The sequence below is a fragment of the Bradyrhizobium iriomotense genome, from assembly GCF_030160715.1.
Classification (GTDB): Bacteria; Pseudomonadota; Alphaproteobacteria; order Rhizobiales; family Xanthobacteraceae; genus Bradyrhizobium; species Bradyrhizobium iriomotense.
Genome location: NZ_BSOW01000020.1, coordinates 26,997 through 49,753, shown reverse-complemented (window position 1 = coordinate 49,753; position 22,757 = coordinate 26,997). Strand labels below are relative to the sequence as shown.

Genomic DNA, 22,757 nt, shown 5'->3' with positions numbered 1-22,757 from the left:
CGACAGAACCCGGGTGTCGCTTCGCTCACCCGGGCTACAGGACCTCGCTCACGCCGTCGCCGGCGCAGCCTCCCCTTGAGGCTTCGCAAACGGCCTGAACGTCATCGCCATCAGGAACGCGCAGAGGCCGAGCACCCAGGAGCCGATATAGAGCCAGGCGTAGCTCGAGAACGCGTCGTAGATCAGGCCGCCGGCGAGCGGGCCGGTCGCCATGCCGAGGCTGCCGGCCATCGCCGTGCCGCCGATCACCGTGCCCATCATGCGCAGCGGGAAATTGTCGCGCGCCAGCGAGGCGTAGAGCGGCATGGTACCGGCATAGATGAAACCGAACACGGCGGCGACCGCATAGAACGTAGCGAGCTGGTGCGCGAAGACGTAAGCGAGCGCGCCGAAGGCTTGCGCAAGCAGGCCCGAGACCAGCACACGCTTGGCGCCGAAGCGGTCGCCCATGAGGCCGAAGGCGATCCGGCCGCCCATGCCCGCAAAGCCCTCGACGCTGTAGATCGTCACCGCCGAGATCAGCGGGATGCCGCAGCTCACGGCATAGCTGACGGTGTGGATGATCGGGCCGGAATGCGTCGCGCAGCAGAAGAAATTGGTCGCGACCAGGATCAGGAATTGCGGCGAGCGCAGCGCCTCCGACAGCGACATCTCAGCTTGCTGAGCGCCCACTTCGGAAGTTGCCGCCTGCGGATTCGCCAGCGCCGGCGGACGGCGCACCAGAAGCGAAGCCGGGATCATGATCGCGCCGACCACCAGCGCCACGATCTGCATCGAGGTGCGCCAGTCATGGTTGGAGACGAGCCAGGCTGCGAGCGGCGACATCGTCATCGGCGCCATGCCCATGCCGGCCGACACCAGCGAGACCGCAAGGCTGCGATGGGTGTCGAACCAGCCGGTCACGGTCGCCATCATCGGCGCGAAGATCGCGGCGCAGGAGGCGCCGACCAACAGGCCGAAGATGAACTGGAACGCGATCAGCGAGGTCGCGTGGCTCGCGAGCGTCAGGCTCAGCGTCAGCACGACCGATCCCGTCAGCACCACCGGCAGCGGTCCAAACCGGTCGGTCAGCGTACCCCAGGCCATGCTGGTGAAGGCCATCGCCAAAAACCCGATCGTCATCGCGCTGGAGATGCCCGTCACCGACCACCCGGTCTCATTTGCGATCGGCTTCAAGAATACCGGCAACGAAAACATGCCGCCGATCGCGACACAGCTGAGCAGGCCGCCAGCGGCGACGATCACCCAGCGATAGTTGGAAGGTTTCATGTCTGGTCTCCCATACAGATGTCTCTGGATGAAGACGAACAGGCAGCGCGCGATCCGACAGGACCACCATCCATACTAGTGAAATTTTTCGCAAGGATGGAACCGCTGCCCAGGCGCGATCAAAGCGTCTCTTGCTGCCATGTGCTGCCATGCGCGCGCCCGATGCAACCGCAGGCGGCTGCTCGTGTCGCGCGGTTCATGACAGCATGAACGCGTCGCTCGTCGGCAGGATCAGCCCGCTGCCCGCGCGCCGCGCAGCCATTCGTCGAGGCCGATACGGCCGAGACGCGCCTCGCCGAGCGGGACCAGCGAGTGCTCTTCGACCCGGCCGCCGAAGTACCGCGCCTCGGGGTCGCGCACGACCGTTCGCGGGTCGCCGATGGCTTTCAGATAGCGGGCGACGATGTCGTTGAACGGCGCGCGGTCGGGGCCGGCGATCTCGATGATGCCGTTGCGCGGCGCCGCGAGCGCCACATCGGCAACCATGGCGGCAACGTCTTCTGCCGCGATCGGCTGAAACAGGCCGGGCGACATCCTGACCGTGTTTGCTTGCACACTCGATGCGGCGATGGCGCCGAGAAACTCCATGAACTGGGTCGCACGAACGATGGTGTAGGGGACGCGGGAGGCTTCGATCAGTTTCTCCTGTGCGACCTTCGCGCGGAAATAGCCGTTGTCGGGCGTGCGGTCGGTTCCGACAATGGAGAGCGCGACATGGTGTCGGACGCCCGCTGTGGCCTCGGCGGCGAGAACATTGCGGCCGGCGGTCTGGAAGAACTCCAGCACAGCCTTGTCTTCGAATGACGGCGAATTGGCGAGATCGATCACCACCTGCGTGCCGGCCATGGCCTCCTTGAGCCCCTCGCCGGTGATGACGTTGACGCCGCTCTTTTGCGAGGCCGCGACGACCTCGTGGCCGCCCTGGCGCAGAATGGCGACCACCTTCGAACCGATCAGGCCGGTGCCGCCGATGACGACGATCTTCATGGGCTTCTCCGTTGTCGACGATTGGATGCAAATGAGAAACGATCAGGGCTTCAACCCATTTGCATCCTGCGCCGCGCATAGGGCCATTCGATGTCGCATTTTGCCGCGCGCTCGGATTTGATCAGGCCCTATCCGAAGCCCTCAATCAGGTCCCCTATGCGGCCATCGCGACGGAACCTTCCCGCCCCCGCGAATACATCAGCAGATAGAACGCAGCCACATGCGTGATCATCAGCAGCGGCACGTAGATGATCGGGATCGCGTAAGTGGCGCCCAATTCCCCGGCCAGCGGCGCAAGGCCGAGCTGATTGCCGTGATAGTAGTCGATGAGGATGTCAGCGGCCCCGACGAGATTGAAGGCAATGACGAACAGCCAGAACATCGGACGGATGCGCACCGTGAGAAGCGCCAGCATGGCCAGCAATCCGGTCGCGAAGTCACCGTAGGCGGCGAAGGTCGCGAAGCCGGTCGGCAATTGAGGCCCGATAACGCCGGGAACGAGAAAAACGAGTCCGAAGAAGCGGAAGCTGTGCAAGGTGGCGATGGCGCGATGCGCCTCGACCTGGTCCATCGACTTCAGCCAGGGCCACCCATAGGTACGGAGCCAGAGCAGCCACGGGACGTAGCCAAGAACGAGATGGATCTGGAAGACGGTTGCCGGTGACATCTGGATTCCTTTCACACGCTGATAGGCGCGGCCTCGAACACCGCAGTCAGGACGCCGAGCCGGCCTTCCAAAATATTTCGTCCGAGGTTCGCGGAAAGCTCGGCGAAGCCCGGCCCCATCACCACGCCGAGATTGAGCGATGGCGGCGGGCCTGATGCGCGCAGCTGGGTGGCCCAGGCCTTGGCGGCTTCGCTGTCGTCTTGCCAGACAAGCGAGCGGAAACCGGCTGCTTCGATCGCCTCGCGTGTGGCAGCGGCGGAGAGAAGAAAGCTCGTCGCCGGCGTTCGCGCCCACGGAACCGGATAGTGCGGCTCGTCGCCTTTCGATACGATGTCGAAAGTCGCAAACCTGCCGCCCACCTTCAGCACGCGCCGGATCTCGCGATAGAGTCGTGTGCGATCCGGAATGTTCATGGCGACATGCTGTAGCAACGCCACCTCGAAACGGCCGTCGTCGAACGGGAGGTCCAACGCGCTGGCGGCCTCGAACGACACCCGCCCGCTCATTCCCGTGCGCTCCGTCAGGTAACGCGCGGCCTCGACGAACGGCTCGCTGAGATCGACGCCGATCACCCGGCAGCCATACGTCGCCGCGAGAAAGCGCGCCGGCCCGCCGACGCCCGAACCGACATCGAGAACCGGCATGTCGGCGGCAATTCCGGCCAGCTTGGCAAGTTCCGCCGTCGCCGCGAGCCCGCGGGTGTGGAACTGGTCGAGCATGGCCAGTTGCTGGGGCACGAGCGGTTGGTCCTCCGGCCCAAGAACGGAGAGCGCCGTCTTCAGACGCTCCGTCAAGCCGGTCGCGCGATAGTGGTCGCGTACGCCATCAAGGATATTGGTCACAGCCAGACTCCGTTGAGTTTCAGGTCTCCCTGCAGACATAGGACCGCTTCCGGCGCGCGACTATCCGCGATAATGTCGACGGGCTATGAAGCAGAACTTCACAGTCAGGCAGAGCGCGCTCGACGGCGTGGAGGCATTTCTCGCCGTTGCCCAGCACCGCAATTTTCGGCGCGCGGCCGCCGAGCTCGGGGTGACCCCGTCGGCGGTCAGCCAGGCCGTCCGCACGCTCGAGGCGCGCATTGGAGCTGCGCTGTTCGCGCGCACGACGCGCAGTGTCGGACTGACCGAAGCCGGCGAACGATTCCTGTCGCGCGCAAAACCCGCCTTCGAGGAGCTCGTTGCGGCGAGCGAGGCCGCGCGCGATCTCGGGCAGCGACCGGCCGGGATGTTGCGCCTCGCCGTTCCCCGCTCGGTCGTTCCGCTGATCCTCGAGCCGGTGATCGCCGCCTTCTGCCAGGCCTATCCCGAGATCGAGGTGGAGATCGCCGCAAGCGAGGAGATGGTCGATCTTGCCGCAGGCGGCTTCGATGCCGGCATCCGGCTCGGCCAGCTCATCGCGCCTGATATGATTGCCGTGCGGCTGACGCAGCCGTTCCCGTTCATGGTCGTCGGCAGCCCCGACTATATGCGCGGGCGGAAGCGGCCGGCGGCAATCGACGATCTTCGTCAGCACGCCTGCCTGCGCCTGCGTCGCGCGAACGGGTCGATCGCGCCCTGGCCCTTCGTCGACGGCAACAAGTCGGTCGAGGCCATCGTCTCGGGGCCGCTCATCGCGCACGACTATGCCACGCTGCTCGGTGCGGCGATCAGAGGTGTTGGACTTGCGCAGGTGCCCGCCCCGCTCGCCAGAGCGCCGATTGCCGACGGCCGATTGCAAGCGCTGCTCGCGCCCTTTGCAGTCATGGGACCGGGGGTCTTTCTGTACTATCCGGGGAAACGTCAGGTCCTGCCAAAACTGCGCGCCTTCATCGAGCACGTCAGATATCGCGGCGCCGATGCAGCGCAGGGCGCAGCCACCGCTCGCGGAGCACGCAAGCTCAGGCGTGCAAACAGCCGCTGACACCAAAAACTCGAAAACAACCCCATGCAAAGGAGCCGCGCTGACTGGATGCCTCCGGAATACGCAAATGTCCAATGCATTGCACAAAAGAATGCACTTTTAATTTTCCATATCTGTGCGATGCTGACGGGGTCCCGTGTGGCAATCCCAGCAAAGGGGAACCCTGCAATGAAGTTCACGCTCGCCAGCCTGACCGCCGCCGCAGCCTTCGCGGCAACCCTCGCCGTCGGCCAACCTGCTCGTGCCGGCGACCTGATCGTCGCTACCGACACCGCTTTCGTTCCGTTCGAGTTCAAGGAGGGCGACAAGTATGTCGGCTTCGACATCGACCTGTGGGCCGCCATCGCCAAGGATATCGGCGTGACCTACACGCTGCAGCCGATGGACTTCAACGGCATCATCCCGGCGCTCCAGACCAAGCAGGTCGACGTCGGGCTGGCCGGCATTACCATTAAGGACGAGCGCAGGAAGGTCATCGACTTTTCGGACGGCTATTACGACAGCGGCTTCCTGCTGATGGTGCCGGTCAACAGCACGATCAAGGGTCCGGAAGACCTTCCCGGCAAGACACTCGCCGTGAAGACCGGCACGTCGGCAACCGACTACGCCAAGGAGCACTTCAAGGGGACGGAGCTCCGCCTCTTTCCCAACAGCGACAACGCCTATCTCGAAGTCGCGACCGGACGCGCGGACGCCGCAATGCACGACACCCCCAACGTCCTCTACTACATCAAGACCAACGGTCAGGGGAAAGTGAAGACCGTAGGTCCCCAGATGATGGCCCAGCAATATGGCATGGCCTTCCCGAAGGGCAGCGAGCTCATCGCCAAGGTCAACGCCTCGCTCATCAAGCTGAAGGGCGACGGCACCTACACCGCCATCTACAAGAAGTGGTTCGGCGCCGAGCCGCCGAAGAGCTGATCCCGCGCGCGCCGGCATGGCCGCCGGCGCGCCTTCTCTTGAAGGAAAGCTCTCATGGATTTCGAGTGGTCGGTTATCTGGCAGGCCCTGCCTGAGCTCTTGAAGGGTGCCCGCCTCACCGTGCTGATCGCGCTGGCCGGGCTCGCCGGCGGACTGCTGATCGGCTTCGCCGCCGGCCTGGCGCGCGCCTACGGCAATGCCGTCCTCAACGCCATTGCCTTCGCCTATGTCGAGATCATACGCGGCACGCCGATCATCGTGCAGGTGATGTTCATCTATTTCGCGCTGCCGATCCTCGCGAATGTCCGCATCTACCCGCTCGCGGCGGCGATCATGGCCATCATCGTCAACGCCGGAGCCTATATCGCCGAGATCGTGCGCGGCTCGTTTCTCTCCGTCCATCGCGGATTGCGCGAAGCCGGCCTGGCGCTCGGCCTGCCACTCTGGAAGGTGCTTCTCTACATCATCGGCCCGCTCGCCTTCCGCCGCATGATTCCGGCGCTCGGCAACCAGTTCATCGTCAGCCTGAAGGATACGTCGCTCTTCATCGTCATCGGTGTCGGCGAACTCACGCGGCAAGGCCAGGAAATCATGGCGGCCAACTTTCGCGCCGTCGAAATCTGGTCCGCCGTGGCGATGTTCTACCTGATCATGACCGGCGCGCTCACGCTTATCCTCAGGATGACCGAAAAGAGGATGCGCATCCTGTGAGCATCGTGGAGTTCAAGAAGGTCACCAAGCGGTTCGGCCAGGTCACGATCCTCGACCAGGTCGACCTGTCGATCGAGCCTGGCGAGAAGGTCGTGCTGATCGGTCCCTCCGGTTCCGGCAAGTCGACGCTGCTCCGCTGCATCAACGCGCTGGAGGAGATCAACGGCGGTGATCTCGTCGTCGACGGCATCAGCGTCAAGGCCGGCGGCCGCATGGTCCGCTTGATCCGCCAGGAAGCCGGCATGGTCTTCCAGCAGTTCAACCTGTTTCCGCAAATGACGGCGCTCGAGAACGTCGCCTTTGGCCCGCGCCGCGTGCGCGGCGAGTCGCATCAGGATGCGCGAAAGCAGGCGCTGGAAATGCTCGGCAAGGTCGGCCTCGCCGACCGCGCCCACCACTATCCGAGCGAGCTTTCCGGCGGCCAGCAGCAACGCGTCGCGATCGCCCGCGCGCTCGCCGTCAAGCCGAAGCTGATGCTGTTCGACGAGCCGACGTCGGCGCTCGATCCAGAACTGAGGCATGAGGTGCTGCGCGTCATGCAGGCGCTGGCCGAGGAAGGCATGACCATGATCGTGGTCACCCACGAGATGGCCTTTGCCCGCAAGGTCGGCACCAGGCTGATCTTCATGGAAGGAGGCAAGATCGCCGTCGACGGCGAGCCACGGGAGCTGCTGGCAAATCCGCAAAACCCTCGCCTGAAAGAGTTTCTGCAACATGTCGTATGACGCCGGCCGCCGGCTTTCCTTCATCGATGTCGCAGGTTCGCCATTTGATGTCGGAGCTGCCCTTGGGCGCTTCGGCCGGGCGGCCCTGCACGACCATTTCCGCATCTCCGCTGCGTGGCGCGAACTCACCACGCGCCGCGGCGATCCCTCGATCGGCGAGATGGCGGCCATCGTCCGGGATCGGTTTCCGAGATACTGGGCCGAGCTGCAGGGCCTCGCCATCGGGCTGGCAATGCCTTTCGACGACGTTTTCCTGTGGAACTGCCGCGGCGATATCTGGGCGATGGCGCCGGACGGCTGCACGACCGTGCAATTGCCCGGCTCTGCGCATGTGATCGGCCACAACGAGGATGGCGACCCCGACTTTGCCGGCAACTGCGCGCTTGCCCATGTTGCATCCGAAGGAGGCGCAGCGTTCGCAGCCTTCGTGTACCCAGGCTCGCTGCCGGGACACACATTTGCGGCGACGTCGAAGGGACTGGTGCAGACCGTCAACAATATCAGGCCGCTGGCCGGCGGCGCCGGCACGCCGCGCATGGTGCTCGCCCGCGCGATCCTCGACGCAGCGGACCTCGACGGCGCCCTCACCGTGCTCAAATCCGCGCCGCGCGCCGGCGCATTTCACCTGACTTTGGCGCAAGCCGGGGACGAGCGGCTTCTCAGCGTCGAGTTCACCGCCCGGGCCCTGTCGGTCGATCGGGTCCAGGCGCCGCGTGTCCATTCCAATCATCTGATCCATGCGGACACCGGCCGCATGTCACAGATCGTCACCGGTTCGTCCGGCGTGCGACAACGGCGCGGCGAGGAGCTGCTCGGCCAAACGCTCCAGTCGGAACCCCAGGGACGCGCGCTCGGCATCTTGTGGGACGCAGCCGACGCGGAATTGCCGATCTACCGCACAGATCCGGCCGATAGCGACGTCGAGAACACGCTCGCAAGCGCCCTCTTCCGGGTCGGGGCTGACAAGGTCGAGTGGTCTGTCTACGATGGATCGCACGAAGCAGCTCGCTTCGATATGCGGGATGGGTTGGTGCCCTTCGCGGCGTGAACAGGATCAGCGTGATGCCAGAGGAAACCGTCGCGGAGCCGCCGCGCACCATCGAGGATCTCCGGGCACTCGCGCTCTCGATCGGCCGCGACGAGGCAGGCTTTTCGCTCGGCGCCAAAGCGCATGATGTCTTCGCAAAACTGGTGGAAGCGCCGGAACAGTCGGCAGTTCGCTCGATCTCGGAGCTCGCCGATCAGTTCGGCATCAATCCGTCGACGCTGACCAGACTGGCGAAGCGCCTCGGCTTCGAAGGCTTCAGCGATTTCCAGGCGGTCTTCCGCAAGGCCATCGCCAACGACCAGCAGTATTTCTATAGCCGCCAGGCCGGCCGGCTCATGGCCGCGCCGTCCGTCGGCAATGCCGAAGTCGAGGCGTTCGCGCAGCTGGCGCGCGAAACGGCAGCGAATGTCGACGGATTCCTCGGACAGCTGGACGGAGCCGCTCTGCAAGGGGCCACCCGGCTGCTGGCAAGCGCCCGCCGCGTTCGTGTCCATGGCGTTCGCCAATTCCACTCGCTGGCGAGCTTTCTCACCTATTGCCTGGGCATGGTGCGCTCGGACGTCGCGCTTCTGGACGCGCCGCGCCTCGGCGTCGCCGAGGCATTGTCTCAGCTCGACCGGGGCGACGTCGTCATCGTCGCCAGCTGCGCGCCCTATACGCGCAGCGTCGCGGAGGTGGCCCGGGTCGCGGCTTCGAACGGCCAGACGGTTATCGCGATTACGGATTCCCGGTCGTCACCGCTCGTTCCTCCCGCCGCGCATGCTTTCTTCATCCCCCACGCGAGCAGCTTCTATTCGAACAGCATGGGCGCCTATGTCGTCTTCTGCGAAGCGCTGCTCAACCTCGTCGCGAGGGAATTGGGTGACAAGGCGCTAAACTCCCTGGCGGGTCGCGAGCGGCTGATTGCCGAGATGAACATCGAGGTTGGCTGACGGCGCAGCGGTTTGCTTGGGGCAGCAAAGCCGCCCGCGCTACGCTGTTTCGGAATCGTTGCCGTCGAACACCAGAGATCATGACCATCCGCCCGATCGTCCGCTATCCCGACCGCCGGCTCGCGCTCCCGGCACGGCCCGTGACCGTGTTCGACGACGCGTTGCGAGAGCTAGCCAACGATCTGCTCGAAACGATGCGCGCCGCACCCGGCATCGGCATCACGGCGCCACATATCGGCATCCCCTTGCGCGTCGTGGTGCTCGAGTTAGACGCCAAGGACGGCCCGCAGACTTACGTCAATCCCGAGATCGAATGGGCGTCACCCGAGATGATCCTGCACCGCGAAGGCAGCGTCTCGATGCCCGGCGTCAACGATGAGGTCACGCGCCACGCCCGCGTCCGGATCAGCTATCAGGATGTCGACGGCAACATGCAGACCGAAGAGTCGGAGGCCTTGCGCGCGGTATGCCACCAGCACGAGATTGATCAGCTCGGCGGGGTATTCTGGATCCAGCGGTTGTCGCGGATGAAGCGGGAACGGCTGATCAAGCGATTTGAGAAGATGTCGCGTAGTTCGTAGGATCGGTGGAGCGAAGCGATACCCATCGATTGCGCCGCGCAAAACGGATTGATGGGTATCGCTGCGCTCTACCCATCCTACGCGCTGCCCAACTCAGCAACGGCCATGGTGTAATTGAGACTCTTCAACGCGTTCATGGCTTGAGATAGACACGTATTTTCGTTTTGTTCACCAATGAGATGCCCGCCGATGCACGATAAGCACCTGCATAATAATTACTGTGAGCGTACCCGTGAGATTCTAAATCGCGTCGGAGATAAATGGAGCTTGCTGGTCATCTCTGCGCTTGCCGAAGGGCCAAAGCGATATGTCGACATCCGTCGCAGCACCAGCGGAATCTCCCAAAGAATGCTGACGCTTACCCTGCGCCTACTCGAACGTGACGGCATCGTAATGAGAACGCCTCTCGATACCATTCCCTTGAGCGTTAGCTACGAACTTACTTCGCTTGGCCTCAGTCTTGTTGAGACAGTTCGTAGTCTTACCAAATGGGCAAGAACGCATGACACGGAAATCGGCGATGCACACATGCGCTACGATAGAACCAAGGAAAGGGAAAAGACCGGGATAAAATTACGCTAGAACAGCGTGACTTTATCTCGCCCTGCGACCCGCCTCTACTACGAATCCCTTCTAGGAATGACAAAGCGGCCCGCAGGGCTGCCCAACTCCGGATAGAGCCGAGGTTGCTTTCCATCGAGGTCCTCGATGCCGAACTCTATCCCGAGTTGGGCCGCAATAAACGTCTCACCTGATCGCATCATAACATCCGGATCCCGCCAGAGACGCTCGATCACAAGGCCCGTAAACTCCGGCATCTCGAAATTCGGAAGATCGTCGACCAGCTTCGTGGGAAGATTTTCCTTAGGAACTGCCTTGAACATGTCGGACAGGATCAGCCCGGGCCAAATCGATAGCGAGGCCACCCCATGGGGCCGCAAGTCGACAGCCATGTCGAAGCTCATCTTGTCGGTACCCGCCTTTGCTGCGCCATAGGCCGGCCCGTAGTGATATGAGACCGCTCCGTAGAACGAGATATGCACCATCACACTTTTGCGCGTCTCGATCATGAGGGGGGCAGCGAAGTAGGAAGCTACATAGTTGGACCGGAGTCCGACCGTGATCATATCGGCGAGGCCAAGCGACTTCTCCCAAAATCCACCGGGCGCCGGGAGTGCCCGAAGGTCCACTGCCGCGGCATTGTTCACGAGAATATCCAGCCGTCCGGACTCCTGCCGCACCCGCGCAAATAAAGCCTCAACCTGCGAGTCGTCTGCATGGTCGCACTGAGCGACAATGCCTTTACCACCTCTGGAATCGACTTCCTCGGCTGCGCGTTCAAGTTCTTCAAGATTTCGGCCGGTTACATAAACAGTTAAACCCTTTCCCCCAAGCGCCCTTGCAATGCCGCGTCCTAGACCGCGACTGGCTCCTGTAACTATTGCCACGCCATTTGACATCTATGTCCTGCTGTTAGGATGCACCGCTATCTTGCTGACGATGCGCGAGTATATTCGTCCCGAAGACAGAATTATTCGTGTTGGGCCGCAGCGACAATAAGGCACTTTTTTGTTCGCGATCGATGCCGGCCACTCAGGGCCATGATTGATGTCGCTTCGGAACTTCCGCATCCACTGTGGTATGTAGAATGCGAGGCTCGCATTGTTCGTGAGATGCTTATGCCGCTTGGCGCGACAGGCATAGCCTACGTTCTTTGTGAGGAGCGCCCGTGCAACTCATCTGTCGCTGCGCTCCACCCATCCTACGCGCTGGTCTTGCCAATCGGCCCGATTTTGCGCCCAGCAACGCCAGTGGCGCAGCCAAAGAAGTACTTTGAAAACTCCACCTCCAGCCCGTGATCGCGCAGCATAGCCGCGATTTGGATAGCACTGCCGAAGTTGGTGCTGTAGGTGCCGATCATCGCAAAGTCCTGCGCGCCGCGAAGGAAGATGCGTTCTATGAGCGGCAAGACGACCTTGAGGTGCAACAGGTACAACGGGCGGAGCCACCATCCTTTCGGATCGGAAGCCTCGATCATGGAGACGACTCCGCCGGGTTTCAGCACGCGCGCGATCAAGGCGACCAGTTGCGCATGTTGCCCAGGGTTGAATGTCTTCATTCCGAAAGTGGAGATGACGAAGTCCGCACTCTCCGAGGGCAGATCGCTTGCGAGCACGTCGTCTTCGATGAACTCGATCCGGTGGGAGCGGTGAGCGTGAAGGCGCTCCATGGCGCGACGATGCATGCCGGACGAGATATCGACGGCCGTGATTGAGCCGAGATCGTTGAAACGCTTCAACAGGTGGGGCCAGACTTCGCCCGTCCCAGCCATCAGATCGTAACCGCGGGCGCCTTCGCCCTCTGGCGCAGGCATCGCTGCGACACATTGCGCGCGCCAACGCTCCGTGAAACCGAACGAACAGATCAGGCTGAAAGCGATGTACCGGTCTGAGCAGCGATCGAAAACACCCTTCACAAACCTCGGGTCGTAGATATCGCTACCCATTTCGGCTGCTTATACCCCTACTCCCATTCAATCATTCGGGAAGATGTTTCCGCGTTGATTTCCAAGCACAAATTCTTGGAGCTGACGGACAAATGCCGACGGTATGCCCGTCCCAATTTTTCGGCCTTGAATTCACAGGAAAATTCGAGCCGTTCGCAATCCTGGCGATTTCGCTACCTATCGGAGTCAATTGACTGATCAGCACTGCCTGCGTGGCCAGGACTGCCATTACCGCACTGGTTCGGCGTAGGTTCAAATACCGTCAGAGATCAGGAGCGCGCTTGGTCCGGTCGTTCGATGCCCCCTCACGTTCCCTCGCCGCTGCGCACCAGCCATACTGACCCGCTTTGCGCCAGAAGCGGCCTTCTCCGCCAGCTCGCGTTTTGTACGACTGAAAGTTCGCTCTGCGCCCGGCGCCGCCATCGCGCAACCAGTTGGTACGGGCTACCTTCAAGTTCTCGGTTGAGGAGCGCGAACTGGTTGCAATCGTACCCTAGAATATTCGCCGAGTGCCCGGATTTGTCGACGAACTGAAGATCTTGGCTCTCGTTAGAAGGAGCCCTCTTGTCGGCGGAAGGGGTGTCAGTCAAATTTCGCTGGAATTGTTCGCATTTCTTGTGCGAGCTGCGAGCAATCTACGGTGTCAACCACGGCGTATCCTGCCGTATTTTGTACCGTAGTTTTCGACCATTGTGCCCAACGCCCGGCTCTCGTCGGCGCCCAGCGAGCAAGAGGGCTATCAAGTCCTAGCAGAGAGGCGCCTAGACAAATCCCGAGTACATCAGAACCTGCGCAATCTGAGCAGCGTTAGGTTATACGCAAGGAAGAGAAGACCGCTCAAAATTGTCCGCACGTGCTCGCGGTCGTTTTTTGCGCTACTGATCGGGCTTACATCTGCCGGATTTGCACCGGTGGATGACGGCGCGGTGGTGCGAGTCAAGTAGCGCGAGCGCAACAATGGCAGGCGTGGCGAACACTAGGTGATTTGCGCTATCCAAGTGCCTGGCTCGCAAGCGCGTAGGTCACGGGCATGCCTCCAGAACGGTCATTGGGATTGAGGAAGGTTCCCCCCAGCGACATCGTCGTCACGGTGTCAAAGAGAGCGAGGCCTGACGAAGCCACGAAAGTGCAGAACTCACCCTCGGCGAGGTGTGTATCAACCCTCAGAAACTCCCCCTCATGGGCAGCCACATGCGGTGCAGCCACCACGATCGCGTCCTTGTCGTTTGACGCCACGACGGGACCCACGAGATGGCCTCGCCCAAACGGACGGCAGAGCGCAAAGGCCTCGAGGCGACCGTCTCGGTAGAGCCCGAACCCTACGGATTGATCCAAGAGAGCCGTGAGCAGCTTTACACGCGATGCACCAAACGCGCGCGCATCGAGCCCAGTGACAGCCCCGAGATCCGCGTCGCCCAGACGGCGTAGATCTGCTCCTGCCAGAGGATCTGGCGTCTCACCGGACCGACGCGCCTCGCCTTGACGTTGGAAGACTGTGCTCTCGGATCGAAAACCGAGCGAGAGATAAAGCTTCCGCGCTGCCCGCGTGGCGTTGAGGCGCAGATTGCGTCCCTTGCACTCGGAGAAAGCGCGCTTCATGAGCCATTGTGCGGTGCCGAGTGCCTGAAGCCGAGGAGAGGTAATGACCATGCCGACAGTGGCAAAATCCGAGCCATGAGGAAACCACATGGCTGAACCCAGCACCCGTCCGATCTCGTCGTGAGCGACGATGCCATGGCCGACGTCGCGCAGGAACTGCCAGTCCTCAGCTCTGTGCGGCCAGCCGACGCCGATCGAAAGTGCATGAAGCTGCTCCAGCTCGACCTTGTCGATGTCGACCGCGCGAGCCTCGAAAGCATCGATCGTCAGCGAATTGGAAACGCGACTTTTCATGACTTTCCTCGGCTTGGCGCCCGACGCAGGTCGAATGATGGCAATTCGGCTCGCTCCAAGGCATCGGGTCAATCCCAGCATAAACCCGGCCCCGCGGCAGAATACATTTCAGAACGGCCGCCTCACGAAACAATCCACCAAATCGCCACCGCATTCGGCATGAAACCAGGGTACCGCCCGTTACGATGGCTTCGTCCGGCGAACCCCGCCATTCTCTGCGCTTCAAGATAGCCCATGACCTTTCTCTTTAATTCCGACGCGCAGCGTGGGGCGGTATTTCGCAGCGCGTTCGCTCGCGAGCTCCCACACCTTCCCTTCGCAATCGACCCGACCACCGTTGATCCCGATCAGGTGCGGTATGTGGTCAGTTGGACTGTGCCAGAAGCACTTGAACGTTACCGCAACCTTGAAATTCTGTTCTCCGTTGGGGCTGGCGTCGACCAATTTCCGCTCGCCGCGCTTCCGCCCGAAGTAAAGGTGGTGCGGATGGTGGAAGACGGCATCATCCGCATGATGCAGGAGTACGTCACGCTCGCGGTGCTGGCGCTCCACCGCAACCTGCCCACCTATCTTGATTTGCAGCGACGCCGCCAATGGCGAGCTCTCCCGCAGAAGCAGGCTGCCGACCGGCGGGTCGGGCTGCTCGGCCTTGGCGTGCTCGCGCGCGCCGTGCTGGACAGCTTGAGGCCTTTCGACTTTCGCTTGAGCGGCTGGAGCAGATCCGAAAAGAGGATCGACGGTGTCACGACATATTGCGGACAAGCCGGTCTGGCCCAAATGCTCGCGGAGACTGATATCCTCGTCTGCCTGCTCCCTCTCACCGGGGAGACACGCGGGATCCTGAATGGGGACCTGTTTGCGCGGCTGCCGAAGGGAGCTGCGCTCGTCCACGCAGGGCGCGGAGCCCAACTTGATCAACCCGCACTGCTCGCTGCATTGGACGCAGGTCAGCTCGCGGGCGCGGTCATCGACGTCACCGAGCCGGAGCCTCTACCTGCCGGCGATGAGTTGTGGGCTCATCCGAAAGTGCTGCTCACCCCGCACGTGGCGGGCGTAACTCAGGCGGAAACTGCCGCACGTGCGGTCATCGAAAACATCAAGCGATACGAGTTGGGCCTCGATCCCATCGGGCTCGTGGATCGGACTCGCAGTTACTGAGAGGAGCTAACATGCTGCTGAAGCTGATTGATCCAAATCCGGCCTTTGCCCCGAAAGAATCCACGCCGCTGCCGGAGCGGCTCATTACCGGCGCACCCAATTTCAAGACCTGGGCGCAGGACGTGGCCAAGGGTGAACGCATACATACCGGCGTCTGGGAGGCGACCCCTGGCGAGACGCGCTCGATCAAGGGGGAGACGTTCGAGTTCTGCCACATTATCTCCGGCCTCGTCGAGATCACACCCGACGGCGGCGCCCCCCTCACCTTCAGAGCCGGCGACAGCTTCGTCATGAAGCCCGGATTTACCGGCGTGTGGAAGACCGTCGAGACTGTCCGCAAGATCTACGTCACGGTGTCATGAGCCTGAGCTTCGATCCGGATCAGGTTTCGCTGCCCATCGGCCACTTCGTCGGCAATCGGCTGCTGGAGTCTCCCGGTCTGCTTCCGATGCGCCGTCCTTCGGACGGCGCGTTCTACGCGGAGTGTCCCATCGCCTCCGAGGAGATTGTGGACGAGGCGGTCCAGACCGCCAGGAAGGCTTTGAAGACCAGCAACTGGGGCGGCGTGCGGCCCCGAGAGCGGACGACCGTGCTCCGGCAATGGGCCGATCTGATCGAGAGCGAGGCCGAAACGCTCGCCAAGCTCGAGGCGGTCTCGTCCACCCGCCCGGTGGGACAACTGATTGCGGGAGACATCGCGGTCACGGCAGAGCAGATCCGCTTCTTCGCTGAATTCGCCGACAAGGAAGGCAGTGATCTCGTGCCCACCGACGAAGAGCATCTCGGCATGATCATGACCGAGCCGTTCGGGGTCGTCGGCGCCATCACGCCCTGGAATTTTCCAGTCTCGATGGCTGGCTGGAAGCTCGGACCGGCCCTCGCGGCGGGCAATGCGGTCGTGCTCAAGCCGTCCGAACTGACGCCGTTGTCGTCCGTCTTGCTCGCCCAGTTGGCGGTCAAGGCGGGCCTGCCTGCGGGACTCATCAACGTCGTGCTCGGTGACGGGCTGACGACGGGCGCCGCCATTACGGGACATCCCGACATCGCCAAAGTGAGTTTCACCGGATCGACCGCTGCGGGATCTGCGATCATGGCCAACATTGCGCGCACCGGCGTCAAGCCGATGACGCTCGAGCTCGGCGGCAAAAGCCCACAGATCGTGTTTGCGGACGCTGATCTCGACCAGGCCGCCGCCGCGATTGCCGGGAGCATTATCGCCAACGCCGGCCAGGCCTGTGTCGCCGGCTCGCGGTTGATCGCGCATGCCTTTGTGGCCGAGCCGCTCGTTGACGCCATCCTCGCTCGTATGAAAGCCGTTCGCGCAGGCCCTACCTGGGACGCCACAACGACCTATTCCCCGATCATCTCCGAGCGCCAGCGCTCGCGGATTCACGCAATCGTGCAAGCAGCATGTGCGCAGGAGGCCGAGCGCCTCACCGGCGGCGTACCGATGGAGGGCAACGGCTATTTCTATGCGCCGACGATTCTTGCGAACGTGGATCACTCTTCTCCCGCCATCACCGAAGAGATCTTCGGCCCGGTCTTGACGCTGCAGACGTTTACCACCGAGGACGAGGCCTTGGCGCTCGCCGACCATCCGACCTACGGTCTTGCCGCCGGGCTCTTCACCCGCGACGTCTCTCGCGTGATGCGGCTGGCGCGCGCAATCCCGGCCGGAACTGTGTGGGTCAACCGTTACGGCCGATCGCGTGACCACATCCTGCCGACGGGAGGCTACAAGCGCTCCGGCATCGGCAAGGACCTTGGCCGCGACGCCTATCACGCCAACCGCCGCTCGAAGAGCGTGCTCATTCACGTTTAGAAAGCAGCATGAAGAATTACGCGATTGCACTCCTTCCGGGCGACGGTATTGGCCGCGATGTGACGGACGCCGCATGGGCGGTGCTCGAGGCTGCCGCCAGGCATTCGGGCTTCGCGCTCAATGGCACCCGATTTCCGTGGTCCTGTGCCTACTACAAGGACACCGGGATGATGATGCCTGGCGAGGGCCTCAACGCCCTTCGGAAGTTCGATGCAATCCTGCTCGGCGCCGTCGGCTGGCCGGCGGAAGTGCCGGACGCAGTGTCGCTGCATGGGCTCCTGCTGCCGATTCGCAAGGAGTTTGCGCAATATGCCAACGTTCGGCCGCACCGCCTGCTCCCCGGCGTCAACGGCCCGCTGAAAGCGACCAAGTTCGACATTCTCTGCATTCGCGAGAACACCGAAGGCGAGTATGCGGGCGCGGGCGGGCGCGTGCATCAGGGCACCTCCGACGAGGTCGCAGTCGAGACCGCGGTGTTTACGCGCGCCGGCGTGGAGCGGATCTTGCGCTTCGGATTCGATCAGGCGCGCAAGCGGCGCGGAAAGCTCGCCTCGGTCACCAAGTCGAATGCCCAAAAATTCTCGATGGTTTTCTGGGACGACATGACGCGGCGCATTGCCGCTGAGTACCCGGATGTCGAAGTCAACAATTACCACGTGGATGCGCTCGCTGCGCGCATGATCCTTGCGCCGGAGAGCCTCGATGTCGTCGTCGCTTCCAATCTGTTCGGCGACATCCTGACCGATATTGGCGCGGCCATCCAGGGCGGGCTCGGCTTTGCCGCCTCCGCCAATATCAACCCGGACCGCAGCGCTCCTTCGATGTTCGAACCCGTTCATGGCTCGGCGCCCGACATCGCGCGTCTCGGCGTTGCCAACCCGATCGCGGCCATCTGGTCGGGGGCAATGATGCTCGACCATCTCGGCGAGCGCGAGGCTGCGGCTCGCGTCATGGCCGCGCTGGAGGCGACCACATCTCGGGGCATCGGTACGATCCAAGGCAAAGAGCGGACCGATGCCGTGACCGCCGCAGTGCTTTCAAAGCTCTCCTAACAGACGAGGATCGGAATATGCAGAAGCTGAGCGACAACGGGCTCTTCCGCCAGCAGGGCTTGATCGGTGGCGAATGGCAGGGAGCGCTCTCGGGCAAGACGATCGACGTCATCGATCCGGCGACGCAGACGGTTCTCGGCACTGTGCCAGATATGGGGCGGGATGACACGCGCGCCGCCATTGCGGCCGCCGCCAGGGCCTACCCCGCCTGGCGCGCAAGAACGAACGCCGAGCGCGCCGCGCTTCTGGAGACCTGGCACGGGCTCATGATCGCGCATCTGGATGATCTGGCGCGAATTCTGACGCTCGAACAGGGCAAGCCGTTGGATGAGGCCAAAAGCGAGATCCGCTACGGTGCTTCTTTCGTCAAATGGTTCGCCGAGGAAGCCCGACGCATCGGCGGCACGACGATCCCGTCACCAAAGGCCGACCGGCGCATCGTGGTTCTCAAGGAGCCGGTTGGCGTGTGCGGCATCATCACGCCCTGGAATTTCCCGAACGCGATGATCACACGCAAGGTGGCGCCCGCGCTCGCGGCGGGGTGCACGGTCGTGATCAAGCCCTCCGATTTCACGCCCTATTCGGCGCTGGCTCTCGGCGTTCTGGCCGAGCGCGCCGGGATACCGGCGGGCGTGATCAACGTGGTCACGGGCCTGCCGACGGAGATCGGCGCAGAGATCATGGCCAGCGAAACCGTGCGCAAAATCTCGTTCACGGGTTCGACCCGTGTCGGCTCGCTCCTGATGCGCGGCGCCGCTGATAGCGTCAAGCGAGTCAGTCTTGAGCTCGGCGGAAATGCGCCGTTTATCGTTTTCGATGATGCCGACCTCGATCTCGCCGTCGAGGGTGCGGTCGCATCAAAATTCCGCAATGGCGGCCAGACCTGTGTATGCGCCAATCGGATTCTCGTGCAAGCGGGCATCTACGATGCATTCGCGGAGAAGCTCGTCGCCCGCGCCAACAACATGAAAGTGGGTCCGGGTCTTGAGCCGGGTGTTGCGATTGGACCCATGATCAACGAGGCCGCGATCAGCAAGATCAACCGCCATGTCGCAGACGCGCTGTCCAAGGGCGCTCGTATTGCCACCCGATCGGCTGCACTGCCCGAAGGCGCACAATTTACAGCGCCGATCGTGCTCACCAATGCAAATACCGAGATGGTGCTGGCGCACGAAGAAACATTTGGCCCGGTCGCGCCGCTCTTCCGCTTCGAGACCGACGAGGATGCGATCGCCATCGCAAATGCGACGCCGTTCGGGCTCGCCGCCTATTTCTACACCAGAGATCTGAAGCGATCATGGCGTGTTGCGGAGGCGCTGGAGGCCGGCATGGTCGGTCTCAACACGGGCATGGTGTCGACGGAAGTGGCCCCTTTCGGCGGCGTCAAGCAATCCGGCCTGGGGCGCGAAGGAGCGCAGGTCGGGATCGAGGAATATCTGGAGCTGAAGACCTTCCATATCGGCGGGCTGGATTGACCGGTGGCGAGCCGGAGGGCGCACTGCCTGCGCCCTCTCCCGCCAACACGCAGCCCCGCGGCACCAACTTGGCCCTCGATGCTCCCGGATTGCGTCCGAGGTTGAAGCGGACAGTTCTCGCGTTCGTACTACTGAACGCGATCGAGCACCTTGTAGTACATCCCCACCAGCGGCAGGAACCACGGCTTGCCAAAATGGCCGGGCACCGCGGGCCAGGACAGACCTTTCATCGGATTTCTGTCTTCTCGTCCCAGCATCGCGTCAGCGACAATCATGCCGAGATGGGTCGACAGCTGCGCACCATGGCCCGAATAGCCCATTGCGTACCATAGCCCGTCCTGGTAGCCGGCACGCGGATAGCGGTCGCTGGTCATGTCGACGAGCCCACCCCAGCAATAGTCGATCGCAATGCCGGCAAATTGCGGAAAGATGTGCGCGAGACTATCCGCGAGCACCGCGCCGCTCTTGGCGTCGGAGCGCTGATCGGAGGTCGCCGAGAATCGCGCGCGTCCACCGAAAATCAAACGATTATCGGGAGCGAGCCGAAAGTAATTGCCGACGTTCAGCGAGGTAACGCAGGTGCGGTTGCCCGGCATCGTCGCTGCGACTTCAGCGGCGTTCAGTGGCCGGGTCGCGACGATGAAGCTGCCGACAGTGACGATCCGCCGACGGAAGTAGCGGAAATTCGGTGTGGTATAGGCCCCCGTCGCCAACAACACCTGGTCCGCGGTGAGGCTCCCTCGCGACGTCGTCAGGCGGTGGCGAGATCCTTCCCGCGCATGGCCAGTCACGGCCGCCTGCTCAAAGATGATCGCGCCGCGGCGTTTGGCTGCCTCGGCCAATCCGACGCCATAGCGCCCCATGTGCATCATGGCGCTCTTCTTCGAGAGCATCGCGCCAAAGAAGGGAGAGCCCACCTCAGAGCTAAGATCCTGGGCCGACAGCAACGCGGTCTCCAGATCCACCTCGCGATGGACCGCCTCGAAATTGCGCGCGATCGCGTCAAAGTGCTTTGGCTTGGACGCCAGCTTCAGCTTGCCGGCACGACGAAAACTGCACTCAATGCCCTCCTCCGCGATCAGCGTTTCGAGCGTGTCGATCGAGGCATCGAGCGCGTGGTAGAGCGCGGTCGCTCGCTCCTTGCCCAATTCCGCTTTCGCGGCAAGATAGCTATGAGCCAGGCCGTTGTTGAGGTGGCCTCCGTTCCGGCCCGAGGCTCCGCTGCTCACACGGTCTGCTTCGAGAACAACGATCCTGATCCCCGCCCTGGCGAGCTGGCGCGCCGCTCCCAGGCCCGTGAAGCCGCCCCCAATCACGGCAACGTCATAGTGCCCCTCGACGGGACCTTCAGCGCCGCCGCCGAAGACTGGTGCGGTGTCGTGCCAGTAAGAGACGTATTTCACCGCAGATCCTGTGACTTCAGAGGCCGAACACGCCTGGCAGTCCGGCAATATCTCTGATCTCAACATAGCCGTAATAGGGGTTGGCGGGCTCATGTCCACGATTGACCCACACCTTGTTCTTGATGCCGAGGTCATGCGCCGTCATCAGATCATACCGGAACGAGGAGGAACAGTGCACCACGTCTTCCGGCCCGCAGCCCAGCGCATCGAACATGTGCTCGAAGCCCTTCATGCGCGGCTTGTAGGACTTGGCCTGCTCGGCCGTAATCACCGCATGGAACGGCGCGCCAAGCTTCGCGACGTTGGACGGGATCTGCACATCCATGGCGTTCGAGAGGATGACGAGCGGAATTTCCTTGGCGACTTTGGCAAGGCCAGCAGGAACGTCGGGATGCGGTCCCCAGGTCGGCACGCGGTCGTAGACCATCTGCGCGTGCTCGACCTTGAAAGCGACGCCGTTGCGCTTGCAGGCGCGCTCCAGCGCGTTGTGAACCACCTCGGCGTAGGGCTTCCAGTCGCCGAGAACCTCGTCGAGCCGATACGCCACGAAATCTCTGATGAATTCGATCATCTGCGCCTCCGAGAGAAGCGCGCCGAAGAGATCCTGCGCTGCTTTTGCCATCTGAAAATTGGTCAGCGTGCCGTAGCAGTCAAAGGTTACGTATTTCGGGCGAAATTGGCTCATCATATTCATCCTGGCGCGTTCGCGCGATGTCACAGTGGAAATGATAGAGCGCCCGCGCGGCATAAGATGCGGTTTCTCCGTCGGCTGCGGTGGAAGATACTGTTGGCGCCGCGCCCTTCAGACGATCTGCGCGCCTCTAAGACAGGACACTGGAGCCGGACAGAGGAAACGAGTCGATGACCACGAGCACCATCTTGCTCACCGCGTTCCGCGCCGAGCATCTCGCAGGTGCCGCACGCCTTTCGCACCAAGCCAACTGGCCGCACCGCCTCGAGGATTGGGAAATGGCGCTCTATCTCAGCGCGGGGATCGTCGCTCTGGACGCAATGGCCTCGACTGTCCTCGGGACAGTTTTGATGACGCCCTACAAGCAAGATGTCGCGACCATCAACATGGTGATCGTCGATGAAGCTGCCCGCGGGCACGGATTGGGCCGCAGGCTTATGGAGGCAGCCATCGCGCTGGCAGGCTCGCGCGCGTTGCGGCTCATTGCAACCCCCGAAGGGTTGCCACTCTATGAAAAGCTCGGTTTTTGCCAAACCGGCAGCATTATCCAGCATCAGGGCCAGGTCCGACATGTCGAGGCTCCTACCAAAGTCCGGCTAGCAGAGCCGCACGAGATATCCGCGATCGTTGATCTCGACAGAAGGGCGTTCGGCGCAGACCGAGAAGAACTGCTTCGCGTTCTTGCCAAGATCGGCCGTCTCGCAGTGCTTGGGGACGGCTCGGGGATTACTGGATTTGGTGCTTTGCGCTGCTTTGGCAGGGGCGAGGTAATCGGCCCCGTGGTGGCCGCGAGCGCTGAGGACGGCAAGGCTCTGCTCGCCTATATGATGGCCGGCCGGCAAGGGCATTTCGTTCGCGTGGATACAGCCGAAGCGACCGCGCTCGGGCCTTGGCTGGCTGACCAGGGACTCGTCCGCGTAGACGAGGGCATTGCCATGCAGCGCCCTGTCATTCGGCGATCCGGCGCCGCGCCGCTCACCACATTCGCCCTTGCCAGCCAGGCTTTCGGATAAG

The 22,757-nt window shown here is 62.6% G+C and carries 23 protein-coding genes; 14 read left to right on the top strand and 9 right to left on the bottom strand.

Features of this window, described 5'->3' with window-relative positions; all coding sequences use genetic code 11:
- Positions 1-48: 48 nt before the first annotated feature.
- From QQL28_RS26675 to QQL28_RS26660, 4 genes are all read right to left on the bottom strand, one after another.
- Positions 49-1,269, bottom strand: a complete 1,221-nt coding sequence (locus QQL28_RS26675; protein ID WP_284270262.1) for an MFS transporter — start codon at positions 1,267-1,269, stop codon at positions 49-51.
- A 231-nt stretch (positions 1,270-1,500) separates the two neighbouring features.
- Positions 1,501-2,256, bottom strand: coding sequence for an SDR family oxidoreductase (locus tag QQL28_RS26670; RefSeq protein ID WP_284270260.1), 756 nt, complete (start codon positions 2,254-2,256; stop codon positions 1,501-1,503).
- Between the two features lie 154 nt (positions 2,257-2,410).
- The gene (locus QQL28_RS26665) at positions 2,411-2,923 is read right to left on the bottom strand and encodes a DUF8737 domain-containing protein (RefSeq protein WP_284270258.1); all 513 of its coding nucleotides are present in this window, start codon (positions 2,921-2,923) and stop codon (positions 2,411-2,413) included.
- 11 nt (positions 2,924-2,934) lie between these two features.
- The gene (locus QQL28_RS26660; protein ID WP_284270256.1) at positions 2,935-3,765 is read right to left on the bottom strand and encodes a class I SAM-dependent methyltransferase; all 831 of its coding nucleotides are present in this window, start codon (positions 3,763-3,765) and stop codon (positions 2,935-2,937) included.
- Positions 3,766-3,850: 85 nt separating this feature from the next.
- Here QQL28_RS26660 and QQL28_RS26655 point away from each other — a divergent pair, with 85 nt between their 5' ends.
- The 8 genes from QQL28_RS26655 to QQL28_RS26620 all read left to right on the top strand — a co-directional run bounded on the left by QQL28_RS26655 (position 3,851) and on the right by QQL28_RS26620 (position 10,325).
- A complete protein-coding gene (locus QQL28_RS26655; RefSeq protein WP_284270255.1) occupies positions 3,851-4,825 on the top strand; it encodes a LysR family transcriptional regulator in 975 nt (324 codons plus the stop codon).
- 168 nt (positions 4,826-4,993) lie between these two features.
- The gene (glnH, locus tag QQL28_RS26650; RefSeq protein ID WP_284270254.1) at positions 4,994-5,746 is read left to right on the top strand and encodes a glutamine ABC transporter substrate-binding protein GlnH; all 753 of its coding nucleotides are present in this window, start codon (positions 4,994-4,996) and stop codon (positions 5,744-5,746) included.
- Positions 5,747-5,800: 54 nt separating this feature from the next.
- Entirely contained in the window at positions 5,801-6,457 is a 657-nt protein-coding gene (gene glnP / locus QQL28_RS26645) for a glutamine ABC transporter permease GlnP (RefSeq protein WP_284270253.1), read from the top strand.
- A complete protein-coding gene (glnQ, locus tag QQL28_RS26640; protein ID WP_284270252.1) occupies positions 6,454-7,182 on the top strand; it encodes a glutamine ABC transporter ATP-binding protein GlnQ in 729 nt (242 codons plus the stop codon). The genes glnP and glnQ overlap by 4 nt, the downstream gene beginning before the upstream one ends.
- The gene (locus QQL28_RS26635; RefSeq protein ID WP_284270251.1) at positions 7,172-8,230 is read left to right on the top strand and encodes a C45 family autoproteolytic acyltransferase/hydrolase; all 1,059 of its coding nucleotides are present in this window, start codon (positions 7,172-7,174) and stop codon (positions 8,228-8,230) included. The genes glnQ and QQL28_RS26635 overlap by 11 nt, the downstream gene beginning before the upstream one ends.
- A 14-nt stretch (positions 8,231-8,244) precedes the next feature.
- Positions 8,245-9,162 carry a MurR/RpiR family transcriptional regulator gene (locus QQL28_RS26630; RefSeq protein WP_284270250.1) on the top strand — a complete coding sequence of 306 codons (918 nt, stop codon included), beginning with the start codon at positions 8,245-8,247 and terminating at the stop codon, positions 9,160-9,162.
- An 80-nt stretch (positions 9,163-9,242) separates the two neighbouring features.
- Complete coding sequence (locus QQL28_RS26625; protein WP_284270249.1) at positions 9,243-9,743, top strand: peptide deformylase; 501 nt, start codon at positions 9,243-9,245, stop codon at positions 9,741-9,743.
- 189 nt (positions 9,744-9,932) lie between these two features.
- Positions 9,933-10,325 carry a winged helix-turn-helix transcriptional regulator gene (locus QQL28_RS26620; RefSeq protein WP_284270247.1) on the top strand — a complete coding sequence of 131 codons (393 nt, stop codon included), beginning with the start codon at positions 9,933-9,935 and terminating at the stop codon, positions 10,323-10,325.
- Between the two features lie 38 nt (positions 10,326-10,363).
- Here the strand turns inward: QQL28_RS26620 and QQL28_RS26615 are convergent, their stop codons facing one another.
- From QQL28_RS26615 to QQL28_RS26605, 3 genes are all read right to left on the bottom strand, one after another.
- Positions 10,364-11,203 (bottom strand): SDR family NAD(P)-dependent oxidoreductase, encoded by an 840-nt coding sequence (locus QQL28_RS26615; RefSeq protein WP_284270246.1) that lies wholly within the window; start codon positions 11,201-11,203, stop codon positions 10,364-10,366.
- A 302-nt stretch (positions 11,204-11,505) separates the two neighbouring features.
- Complete coding sequence (locus tag QQL28_RS26610; protein ID WP_284270243.1) at positions 11,506-12,249, bottom strand: class I SAM-dependent methyltransferase; 744 nt, start codon at positions 12,247-12,249, stop codon at positions 11,506-11,508.
- 990 nt (positions 12,250-13,239) lie between these two features.
- Entirely contained in the window at positions 13,240-14,142 is a 903-nt protein-coding gene (locus QQL28_RS26605; RefSeq protein WP_284270430.1) for a GNAT family N-acetyltransferase, read from the bottom strand.
- A 234-nt stretch (positions 14,143-14,376) separates the two neighbouring features.
- Here QQL28_RS26605 and QQL28_RS26600 point away from each other — a divergent pair, with 234 nt between their 5' ends.
- From QQL28_RS26600 to QQL28_RS26580, 5 genes are read left to right on the top strand one after another with little or no spacing between them, the layout of a single operon-like run.
- Positions 14,377-15,300, top strand: coding sequence for a 2-hydroxyacid dehydrogenase (locus QQL28_RS26600; RefSeq protein WP_284270242.1), 924 nt, complete (start codon positions 14,377-14,379; stop codon positions 15,298-15,300).
- Positions 15,301-15,311: 11 nt separating this feature from the next.
- Positions 15,312-15,662, top strand: coding sequence for a cupin domain-containing protein (locus QQL28_RS26595; protein WP_284270241.1), 351 nt, complete (start codon positions 15,312-15,314; stop codon positions 15,660-15,662).
- Positions 15,659-17,122, top strand: coding sequence for an aldehyde dehydrogenase family protein (locus QQL28_RS26590; protein WP_284270240.1), 1,464 nt, complete (start codon positions 15,659-15,661; stop codon positions 17,120-17,122). The genes QQL28_RS26595 and QQL28_RS26590 overlap by 4 nt, the downstream gene beginning before the upstream one ends.
- An 8-nt stretch (positions 17,123-17,130) precedes the next feature.
- Positions 17,131-18,174, top strand: coding sequence for a tartrate dehydrogenase (locus tag QQL28_RS26585; RefSeq protein ID WP_284270239.1), 1,044 nt, complete (start codon positions 17,131-17,133; stop codon positions 18,172-18,174).
- A 17-nt stretch (positions 18,175-18,191) separates the two neighbouring features.
- Positions 18,192-19,649 (top strand): NAD-dependent succinate-semialdehyde dehydrogenase, encoded by a 1,458-nt coding sequence (locus QQL28_RS26580; RefSeq protein ID WP_284270238.1) that lies wholly within the window; start codon positions 18,192-18,194, stop codon positions 19,647-19,649.
- Between the two features lie 128 nt (positions 19,650-19,777).
- Here the strand turns inward: QQL28_RS26580 and QQL28_RS26575 are convergent, their stop codons facing one another.
- Complete coding sequence (locus QQL28_RS26575) at positions 19,778-21,052, bottom strand: NAD(P)/FAD-dependent oxidoreductase (protein ID WP_284270235.1); 1,275 nt, start codon at positions 21,050-21,052, stop codon at positions 19,778-19,780.
- Between the two features lie 16 nt (positions 21,053-21,068).
- Complete coding sequence (locus QQL28_RS26570) at positions 21,069-21,737, bottom strand: haloacid dehalogenase type II (protein WP_284270233.1); 669 nt, start codon at positions 21,735-21,737, stop codon at positions 21,069-21,071.
- Positions 21,738-21,913: 176 nt separating this feature from the next.
- Between QQL28_RS26570 and QQL28_RS26565 the strand changes: the two genes are divergently transcribed.
- Positions 21,914-22,756, top strand: coding sequence for a GNAT family N-acetyltransferase (locus QQL28_RS26565; RefSeq protein WP_284270231.1), 843 nt, complete (start codon positions 21,914-21,916; stop codon positions 22,754-22,756).
- The last annotated feature ends 1 nt before the right edge of the window (position 22,757 follow it).